Source organism: Anabaenopsis arnoldii (assembly GCF_028331025.1).
In the GTDB taxonomy this organism is placed as follows: Bacteria; Cyanobacteriota; Cyanobacteriia; order Cyanobacteriales; family Nostocaceae; genus Anabaenopsis; species Anabaenopsis arnoldii.
Genome location: NZ_JAQMUH010000169.1, coordinates 1 through 9723, shown reverse-complemented (window position 1 = coordinate 9723; position 9723 = coordinate 1). Strand labels below are relative to the sequence as shown.

Sequence of the window (9723 nt, the reverse complement as noted above, 5' to 3'; positions counted from 1 at the left end):
TATCCCTACGCAGTTCTATAACTTATCCCTACCTTTTTTGCATAATCAGATAGTTTCATTCATTTAATGATCGTACATTCATAATTATATTATACTACAAATGTACATAAATGACTATAAATTCATTAAATTATTGTAGACATAAACTTGGTAATTGTTCACTTTTATAACTCAAAATTTTTTGGACTGCTGGCAAAGTAGGGTTGTTATCAAAGTTTTTCCGTGTGTCTCATGAAGTACACCCCAATTTGTTACCTGCTCCCTAATTTAGTAAAAAAAGAGGTCTATCTTGACCTCTTGACAACTCCCTAGAATGATGTTTTTTTTTGATATTAATTACATCAACCCAGCATTAGTACCTTGCTTACCGGTTGCTAGTTCTACTTTGACAATTTTGCCACCCATTTTTTGAATGCGTTGCTGTTCCCGGAACCAGTTTTCGTAAGGAACTAGTTTGGTAAAGTAAGTATTTTGTAACTCTCTTTGGGTACGAATTCGAGTTTGACTAGGGACACAAGCAGTAACTTTAAACATACGCGCCATATCTTATAGTCTCCTATGGTGATTGTGAAAAGTTTTTTATTTGAAAAAAAAATGGGAGTGTATATTCTATCAAAACATTTAAATCAATCACTCCAAGTCTGGAAATTAACTATCAATACCAGACCGCTAACACTCAACAAGATAAGCGGTAGAACGTTCTAGCACTCATAATTAATTTCCAGACTTTAATCAACCCGCACCTAATGTGTTAAGTGCAGTTGGGTCTTAGCTCAAGCCAGAGGAGATATAGTCTAAGTAAACGCCCATTTCTTTACCAGCGTCGGGGCCTACTAAACTAGCGGTTACTTCTTTGATGGCTTGGATAGCTTGTACTGTAGCACCTACGGGAACACCCAAGGAGTTGTAGGTTTCTTTCAAGCCATTCAATACGCGCTCATCTAGGATGGAAGGATCGCCAGCTAGCATTGCGTAGGTAGCATAACGTAGGTAGTAGTCCAAGTCGCGGATACAAGCAGCATAGCGACGGGTGGTGTACATATTACCACCGGGACGGGTGATATCAGAGTACAACAAAGATTTAGCTACTGCTTCTTTAACGATCGCGGCGGCGTTAGCACTGATGGTGGTAGCAGCACGGACGCGCAGTTCACCGGTGGAGAAGTAGCCTTTGAGCTTTGCGAGAGCTGCAGTGTCCAAGTATTTACCTTGAACGTCTGAAGCGTTAATGACAGAGGTAATTGCGTCTTGCATGTTGTTATTTCCTTATTTCCAATCGTATTGCAATACTTACGTTTCAGCAGAAGTAAAAACCGCTTCAGCTTACTGCATCGCACCGACGAGGTAGTCGAAGTAAGCGCCAGCTTCACCTGCGTCTTCAGCAGACAGCAAGCTAGCAGCAACATTCTTCATCGCGTTAACGCCACCAGCTACAGCGTCAATAGGAGTACCGAGGGATTTGTACATTTCCCGTACACCTACAACACCGATTTCTTCGATGGGGGTAACATCACCGGAAACGATTCCGTAGGTTACTAGGCGCAGGTAGTAGTCTAGGTCACGCAGACAGGTAGCTGTCATTTCTTGACCGTAAGCGTTACCACCAGGAGATACAACGTCAGGGCGCTTTTGGAACAACTGGTCACCAGCTTGCTTAACAATGCGCTCGCGGTTGTCGGTCAAAATTTGAGCGATGCGGAGGCGACGTTCACCACCGGAAACAAAGCTCTTGATGCGGTCTAGTTCGCCGGGGCTAAGATAGCGGGCTTCTGCATCAGCATTCACGATGGACTTCGTGACGATACTCATTAATGGATTCCTCCAGTACTAATGAAACCAGAATTTAATTAAACTGGTACGATTTTAAGTTTGGCAGTAGCTGAGTTTTTTGGTTTTTCCAGACTCAACAGTGCTATGGCACTGCGAACCTGCCGAGAAATCAACTACCTTCCGCAAAACATTTTCCGGCATTATGTTCACCATTTATCACTCTTGTTAATACTTTGTAATATTAATTCTTAGTTTGAACAGTGATTTTTGCCGGAAAGCTTGATTATACAAGATATGAGGGAGAGATTGGGGAAAATTAACTATCATCTCCCGGCTCCCTCCTCAATACCTAGCGATCGCCTGGTCTACCTGTCAATACAGCAGGTGATAAACTAGACCAAGATTGTTTCACCAAGTCAGCAGCCGCTTGCACACTACCAAGGTAGTTACCAGCAGGTAGTGATGGGTAGCGCTGATAAGGTACTACATCTTCACCGAAGTAGCGAGCATATTCAGCACTATCTACAATTGCTTCTACAGCCGCTCTTAAGCCGCTATCAGCCAGCAACTTGTTATATTGGCGGATTTCCCCCTGGGTAGCTGGTGCGCGTCCCAATAGATGACGGAATAGGAACTCAATCACCTTGGTATTAGGATAAGGGGTATAGAAGCGCTTGCGGTAGATTTCTGAACTAGCCAATTCCCGGACAAACTCCCGCACAGAGATTTCCCCGTTGCGCAGTTTGCTGTCTAAGTTAGAACGGCGGTAGTCCTGGGGAACTTGACCGCTAAATACATCCAAAACTTGACAGTAAGCCGCATCAATTACTAGCTGTTTCTCCCCTGGATTTGCATCTACAGTCATGCGGTGAATCCGTGCAGGTTTGCGGCGACTTGTACCTACACCCACTTCCACAGACTGACCGCGACCGTCATTGAAAGAACGACCCAACTCAATGAATAACGGCTTGGTTTTATCCATTTGCTTGGCTTGGGCTGCCAAATCTGCGATCGCCTTCGCTAAAATGGGGGTATTTGCCGATGCTATCCGAGGCTTGACAGTCTCAAAGCTAGGTACAACCAAATCATTATTTTGCTTGGTCAGCTGATTGTAAAGCTTTTCGGTATTGGGGAAATTAGCCGCAGGTAGAGTGGGGAAGCGACGGTAAGGAACCGTATCTTCACCGAAAGCCTGGCTATATTCCACACTTTCTACCATGGCATTAATAAAGGCGCGAATCCCTTGCGTAGCCAGAATTTGGTTATACTTACGGATTTCAGCCTGGTCTATTGGCGCACGTCCCAAGAAATGCTTAGTACCCAACTCAATTACCTTGGTGTTGGGATAAGGTGTATAGAACTCCTTCAAATACAGGTTAGAGTAACCCAGACCTGTAATAAATTCCTTCACACTAATTTCGCCATTGCCCAGCTTACTTTCCAAAGCTGTAAACTCATTCTTGACGATGTAGGGCGCAACATCCCGTTCAAAGATTTGGCGATAAGCAGCACTAATCACAGTTTGCACCGCCACCTTATTGATGGTATTTGCTACCAACTTAAAGACCTTGGTTTGTTCGCGCTTCTTGGTAACACCTTGATTAATGCGGAATTGAATATCTGGTTCTGTGCGGTTTTCCTTAACTGTACCCAGTTCCACAAACCGTGGTGTTTCCACCTTCTCAACCTTACCAGTACCCACATCTTCGCGAATACTACCAACCCGCAGATGGCGTAAAGACACACCCGCCGGAGTTAAATAGCGTTCATAAGGTACCGTATCCTCACCAAAGGCCTCGCTGTACTCTGGAGTATCGAGGATAGCATCTACCAGAGCGTAGAAGCCCTTCTTAGCAGCAATGTCAAAATACTTGTTATTCTCTTGACGACCGTAAGTCGGACGACCTAACAAACGGCGGTGGATGTACTCAATAGATTTACAAACATACAGAGATGTCCAGTACATCTTGCGGAATAAATCCGACTTCGCCAACATCCGCACAAACTCTCGCAGAGAAATTTCGCCATTTTCCAGCTTAATTTCTGCCACCTTCAGCCGTTGACCTTCGTAAACATCACGGCCAAAAACTTGCAGGTAAGTAGCTTTAATGACTGCTTGGGTAGAGCTTTCCGAGAACTTGACGCTCACACCCTGTCCACCCGTTCTGCTGAGAGTCGCGGGGATTTGGTCAAGTTTAAACACCTTGCGCCCCAAAGTTCCCGGAGCTTCGCCCCGCGCCTTGGGATTACTTAATTGGTTATTAATACCAGGACCTTGGTGAATCAAGATGCGGCGGGTATCCTTCCCAAAAGGAGCCGGACTACTGCTGGGGTTGCGGGTTTCTTTCGGGAAAATCGCCCCAAATTGAATTTCCAATGGGTCATTACCAGAACCATAAGGATGTTGGTCTGGTAGTGGCTGTTCGTAAGCTGCAAAGGTAGTAATAAACTGAGGTACTTTGCGGAAAGGCGCGCTGTACTTAAACAGGTCTTGCTGGGGTCCCCAGTTACGACATTCTTGGGCTTCCTGACCCAGACCACGCAGGTAGGGTACTGTTTCCTCCCCAAAGTAATCGCCGTATTCCTGAGAATCTACCAAAGCATCTACTAAAGCTGGTAGACCACCATTAGAAATGATTCCAAAGTATTTTTGTACCTCTTCCCGGCTGCTTGGCCCCCGTCCCAAAATGTGACGGAAAGCTAATTCAATAACACGGCTGTTAATAAAAGGCTGGTAAAACTGTTTTTGGTAAAGGGGAGATTTAGCGAGACGGCGGACAAACTCCTTCATGGAGATATCGCCATTTTTGACCTTAGATTCTAGGTCAGAGATTGACAAGCTATAAGCGCGGGTAATATCACGCTCAAAAATTTGCCGATAGGCTGCTTTGATGACCTCAATTTTTTCACTAGCTGATAAACCAGGCTTCATAGCAAACTTAGGTCTTCTTTCTGCTGCTACAGAGTAAATTTGTGGCAGTTGTAACCCTTGTTGGTCTGCTGAAGGACGTTGACGCAGCTTGTTAGAAGGTGTAGGTGCTTTGAACTCTGTGAGCAATACATCCATGTATTGAGACACAATTTCTGTGGCCTCAGCATCTTTGCGGAAATAAGACAGGGAAGCTGATTTAATTTCCTGCAAAGCCACAATGGTAGCTTCTGTAGAGCAAGCATTTTCGATGATTTCCCGCAAACCCCGTGTATTCACCACGATGATATTCGGGTCACCAGCCACAATCGCATAGGTAGCATAGCGCAAGAACCAGGACAAATCCCGCAAGCTCTTGGCCATGTTGCTCGGACCATAACGAGCGACGTTGATGGGTCTAAAACCCGGAGGTGTGGGACCGCCTGCAGAAGAGTTAAAGATAGAACGGAGATTTTCTAGGAACCCGCCACGAGTTTCAACGTAGGTGACAGTCCCTAGTTTCATTCCTTCGGCGACACTTCCCTCAGCGCTAGTCCCTGCAGTAGCCATTGCTAGCTCTGGTTCTTTGGGCTTTTCTAAGAACGCCATGGGTGAACCACCCACAAAAATCCGGTTAGCCGCACGAGATACGATAATCTCAGAGTTTTCTGTCAGGGTTTGCGCAATTGCTAAACGTTTCGCACCAGAGGCAAAATAGCTAGCCAGTTCGCTTAGTTCACCTCTACCCAAAAAGCGGTCTTGTTGTTCCGCTTGGGAAATTGTTGATACAGTCAGGGTTTGATACAGTTGCGGACGCGCAACTGAGCTTCCACCACTTGCCTTAACACTCATCGAATTTGTAAAACTCCCATGATAATTATTTATGTGTTAAGTCTGGGTTGTTTTGAGGCTTGACACATAGGTGTGATTATGCATTAGGAGTACCGCCTGCAAAACTGCCAGTAAATTAACCCAGTTAGCTTTAGATTAGAACGTTTTGCGGTTACTCTGTTAATTTATTAAGAAGTATGTAGAATTTGTCATCTCCCGGCCTGATCACCAATAAGTATATATTCTCATTCAGGGCTAAAACTGCTGGTAGTACAGGAAGGGCAGAAAAACTAAGCATACTTTTTGACCAATATACAATTATTTAATATTTATTTAATATTTATTTAATATTTTAATCACATAAATACTTTAGTATTATAAAATACCCCAGTTGCTCTATAACCCCACATCCGCCAGATGTTTCATGGCTCTTAATTTCCGCGAGAATTACTAAAACGAATAATTAGATAGCTCATAGATAAGGCCAGAATAGCTAAACCTAAACCAATGATGTCAACCCCCCGCACCTTCTCTAAATCTAAAATAATAATTTTTCTAGATACAGCAATTAGGGAGGTGACAATAACTAACTCTACTTGAAAAACGTGTCTCCTCAGATAAGCTGTAATATTTTCTAATATTTCTAAAGCAATTAATATATTTAAAAATAGCCCAAAGACGTGAAATAATTTCGTATTAATATAGCCATAGGGGGTAGTTAATACTTCCTTAATTATAAAAAATCCTAAATCTAGGATGGCCACCAAAATCACTAATACCATCAAGATAGATAGAATTTTAGATACTATCACCTCCACAATTTCAATGACGTGCATGAAATTTTCATCTCTAGTCAACATCAAAATACGTCTGATTAATTTCCTCATAACCGCACCCAAATGTAAATAAGCTAAATCACCCCAGAAATCAAATTACCATATAATAGGGTCTTAATAGAGTCTAAAAATTAATCAGCCATATTTGCATAAGCCTATTCATTTATCCTATCTTGGCAGTACAGAAGGTTAAATTATGTAACATAAATTACCATAAGATCAGATATATGGTACTGATTTGATAGTTGACATTAAAAATCACCTACTATCACCTACTATATTGAACAACATTATGCTCAATAAAATTCGCCGGTTTTGGAGTAAGTCTAGAAAAATCAACAATCAACCACTAAATACAGTCAGTTTAGTAGTGATTATAGTGATTGACATTTTCATATTAATCAATGTCTTTACAGGATTGAGTGATATTAGTACATGGTATATCAGCCCATACCAGGCTTATCCCTGTTATTCACCATGGCAAGACTACAGAAACCAAGACAATGTAGATAAAGACTTTAACATTATCAACAGTTCATTATCCCAAAGCCCTGATCAACCCAGCCAAGAGCAAATTTACCAAGAAGTAGAACAGAGACATTTAGGTAAAGTGTCTCCAACTTGTTTAGAATATAGCAGATATCAAGACAAAATTAACAATCCTCAAAACCAGAAAACTCTTAAAAGTATTGAGCAGCAACAAGCAAAGGTAAATCAATTAACAGAAACTAATAGCCAGATTCGGGCTGAATACCCCACCACACTTTTAGAAAAAATTGCTGAATTACCCAGGGACCAGTCAATTAACTTAGTAGATGCAGCCAAAGCTAAACAAAATTTAGATGCAAATAACCGGCAAATTTCTACACTAAAAGCTGAAATTACTCAATTAAAAACTCAAATCCTTACTAAACCAGAAAGCGCTAATTTTATAGAGTTTCTCAAGCAGGATAATAATTTTAAACCGGTAGAAGTAAATTATCAGCGGGCTTTATTTTGGTATCCCAGTATTCAACTGATTTTGCAGTCTTTGTTTTTGGTACCGCTAATTTTAATCGCTTTTTCAGTTCATAAATTTTCTGAACGCCGAGAATATGGGTTAATATCTTTAATTAGTTGGCATTTGCTGGTAATATTCTTTATACCCTTAATTCTGAAAGTCTTTGAATTTCTGCAAGTTGGGGTATTATTTCAATTTATATTTAATATCGTCAGCAGAATACTCGGCGGGTTGCTGTTCCTGATTAGTTATGTTTACATATTGTTAATTCCCGTAGTAGGTTTTGGCATTATCCAGGTTTTTCAAAGAGTTATTTTGAATACCAAAGCCCAAGCAGTTAGGAGAGTCCAGGAATCACGCTGTATTAACTGTGCGAAAAAAATCCGCAATCATGATGCCTACTGTCCCCATTGTGGTTATTATCAATATGTTGAATGTCCCAATTGCCACAATTTAACCTATAAGTATTTACCACATTGTCATCATTGCGGTGCTTCCCAAGATTCAACCACCAGTTGATCTATGAGGATGGTAAGGGATTTTTGACAACAGATTACGGGTAAGTATGGTATCTGTTGTCATTATTAATAATGATGTACTTCAAATCCATGTAAAATCGCTTTTACATTTTTCCATTATAATTAGAGAAAGTACACTTAATAGTTTTGACATATTCCCTGAGCCTAACAGAAAACGCTGTTAAAAACCAGCCATGAAAGAAATCATTGCTGCTAACATCCTCCGCTACCGCAAAAGTGTGGGCTTGTCTCAAGAGCAACTTGCAGAACAAGCCTCTGTAACTCGTCAGAGCATCAACAACTACGAAAACGCCAAAACCTTACCAGACAGCAAAATCCTCTCAGCCCTGGCCCGTGTTTTGGGTGTAACACTTGATGATCTGCTACGTCCTCCCAGTGAAGGACTGCTTAACTTCCGGTTCCGCGCCCATGGCTCTTTTGACAAAACCCCCCAGTTTGCAGCCCAGGTGTTACGAATCCTGCAAACTTATCACGCCCTAGAACAAGCCGTTGGCTTACCTACTTACACCCCAGAAAGTACACCTTGTCACCAAGTAGAAGGGAACGAAAAGCGCATTCAGGGAATAGCTGCTTTATTTCGTCATCGTCTCGGCTTGGGTGAAGCCCCCATTGCCAACTTATTTCAATCTGTAGAAGAAATCGGTTTAAAAGTTGTACGTCAACCCATTCCCATCAAAGGTTTCTTTGGTGTGAGTGCTTGCAGTGATATTGAAGGCGCATTTGTCTTAGTCAACACCCACAACATCACTATTGAACGTCAATTGTTTACCCTTGCTCATGAAATTGGACACCTCATATTTCACCGCGTAGAATACCAAGATACCTTAGTTGAGTCAGGAAGCAAAACAGAAGAAAAGGCACGGGAAAAGGTAGCTGATTATTTTGCCAGTCACTTACTTGTACCTCAAGCTGAATTTGAGCGGATGTACGCGCTCACCCAAGATGTTGTCAAACTCAAACGGCATTTTCGGGTAAGTTATTTAGTTATTTTGAATCGTTTAGCAGCGATGGGAATCATTGAATTTGCTAAAGAAAAAGCTAAAATTTGTGCAATTTATCAAAAGAAACATCATGGTGAATCTTTGCAAAACTCAATGGAATTACCACCAGCCATTGGAATAGAAGAATACCCAGAAAATGAACGTTATGAATGTCTAATTTGGCAATGTTTGAAAATGGGCAAAATTTCGGAAATCAAAGCAGCAGAACTGCTCAATTTAACTGTGGAAAAACTACGGGTGCGTCGTCAAGAGAATCAGGTTTATGCGATCGCTTAAGGGTACCATTCTTGACGCTACTGCACTCATTGATTTTTGCTACCTAAAGGAGTGGGGATGGCTGCAACAACAGTATTGGGTTTGAATAACAAAAATATAGTCATATATATTCAGATATTAACAATTGATTGACACAACTACAAAATAATGTTATTATATATGATGTTTTGCATGTGTATCATATATGCAAGTTGTGGAGCGGCATATCATTCAAAGAAATCATCCCCATTATCAGGAGATTGATCAATTATGTTTTGCTGCCAAAAACCTCTACAATTATGCTAACTTTCACATTCGCCAAAGTTTTATCTTTGCTCAAAAATACCTCGATTACAATTATTTAGCAAAACAATTAAAATCAACAGAACCATACCAAACCTTACCAGCCAAAGTTGCCCAACAAGTATTATTAGGGCTACAGCGCAACTGGTATTCTTTTTTTGCAGCAATTAAAGCTTATGCAGAAGATAAATCTAAGTTTTTAGGTAGACCGAAACTACCCAAATATAAACACAAAGAAAAAGGTAGACATTTATTAGTTTACACAGCCCAAGCAGTGAGT

7 protein-coding genes and 1 pseudogene are annotated in these 9723 nt (G+C 41.4%); 3 read left to right on the top strand and 5 right to left on the bottom strand.

Features of this window, described 5'->3' with window-relative positions:
- Positions 1 to 336: 336 nt before the first annotated feature.
- From PN457_RS14885 to PN457_RS14865, 5 genes are all read right to left on the bottom strand, one after another.
- Positions 337 to 543: a phycobilisome linker polypeptide gene (locus PN457_RS14885; protein ID WP_200988402.1), complete on the bottom strand. Its 207-nt coding sequence runs from the start codon at positions 541 to 543 to the stop codon at positions 337 to 339.
- Positions 544 to 768: 225 nt separating this feature from the next.
- A complete protein-coding gene (apcB, locus tag PN457_RS14880) occupies positions 769 to 1254 on the bottom strand; it encodes an allophycocyanin subunit beta (RefSeq protein ID WP_271734166.1) in 486 nt (161 codons plus the stop codon).
- A 69-nt stretch (positions 1255 to 1323) separates the two neighbouring features.
- Positions 1324 to 1809: an allophycocyanin subunit alpha gene (apcA, locus tag PN457_RS14875; RefSeq protein WP_271734165.1), complete on the bottom strand. Its 486-nt coding sequence runs from the start codon at positions 1807 to 1809 to the stop codon at positions 1324 to 1326.
- A gap of 310 nt (positions 1810 to 2119) precedes the next feature.
- Positions 2120 to 5530 (bottom strand): phycobilisome rod-core linker polypeptide, encoded by a 3411-nt coding sequence (locus PN457_RS14870; protein ID WP_271734164.1) that lies wholly within the window; start codon positions 5528 to 5530, stop codon positions 2120 to 2122.
- Positions 5531 to 5940: 410 nt separating this feature from the next.
- On the bottom strand, positions 5941 to 6396 hold the full coding sequence (locus tag PN457_RS14865) for a phosphate-starvation-inducible PsiE family protein (RefSeq protein WP_271734162.1): 456 nt from the start codon (positions 6394 to 6396) through the stop codon (positions 5941 to 5943).
- A 241-nt stretch (positions 6397 to 6637) separates the two neighbouring features.
- On the opposite strand from PN457_RS14865, the gene PN457_RS14860 reads away from it, so the two are divergent.
- From PN457_RS14860 to PN457_RS14850, 3 genes and pseudogenes are all read left to right on the top strand, one after another.
- Complete coding sequence (locus tag PN457_RS14860; protein ID WP_271734161.1) at positions 6638 to 7864, top strand: hypothetical protein; 1227 nt, start codon at positions 6638 to 6640, stop codon at positions 7862 to 7864.
- 193 nt (positions 7865 to 8057) lie between these two features.
- Positions 8058 to 9161 carry an XRE family transcriptional regulator gene (locus PN457_RS14855; protein WP_271734160.1) on the top strand — a complete coding sequence of 368 codons (1104 nt, stop codon included), beginning with the start codon at positions 8058 to 8060 and terminating at the stop codon, positions 9159 to 9161.
- Positions 9162 to 9345: 184 nt separating this feature from the next.
- Positions 9346 to 9723, top strand: a pseudogene (locus PN457_RS14850) (RNA-guided endonuclease TnpB family protein); the annotation flags it as partial.

Excerpts from the sequence above, each read along its gene's own strand:
- apcB (WP_271734166.1), bottom strand. The coding sequence starts at position 1,254 with ATGCAAGACGCAATTACCTCTGTCATTAACGCTTCAGACGTTCAAGGT.
- PN457_RS14860 (WP_271734161.1), top strand. The coding sequence starts at position 6,638 with ATGCTCAATAAAATTCGCCGGTTTTGGAGTAAGTCTAGAAAAATCAAC.
- apcA (WP_271734165.1), bottom strand. The coding sequence starts at position 1,809 with ATGAGTATCGTCACGAAGTCCATCGTGAATGCTGATGCAGAAGCCCGC.
- PN457_RS14865 (WP_271734162.1), bottom strand. The coding sequence starts at position 6,396 with ATGAGGAAATTAATCAGACGTATTTTGATGTTGACTAGAGATGAAAAT.
- PN457_RS14870 (WP_271734164.1), bottom strand. The coding sequence starts at position 5,530 with ATGAGTGTTAAGGCAAGTGGTGGAAGCTCAGTTGCGCGTCCGCAACTG.
- PN457_RS14885 (WP_200988402.1), bottom strand. The coding sequence starts at position 543 with ATGGCGCGTATGTTTAAAGTTACTGCTTGTGTCCCTAGTCAAACTCGA.
- PN457_RS14855 (WP_271734160.1), top strand. The coding sequence starts at position 8,058 with ATGAAAGAAATCATTGCTGCTAACATCCTCCGCTACCGCAAAAGTGTG.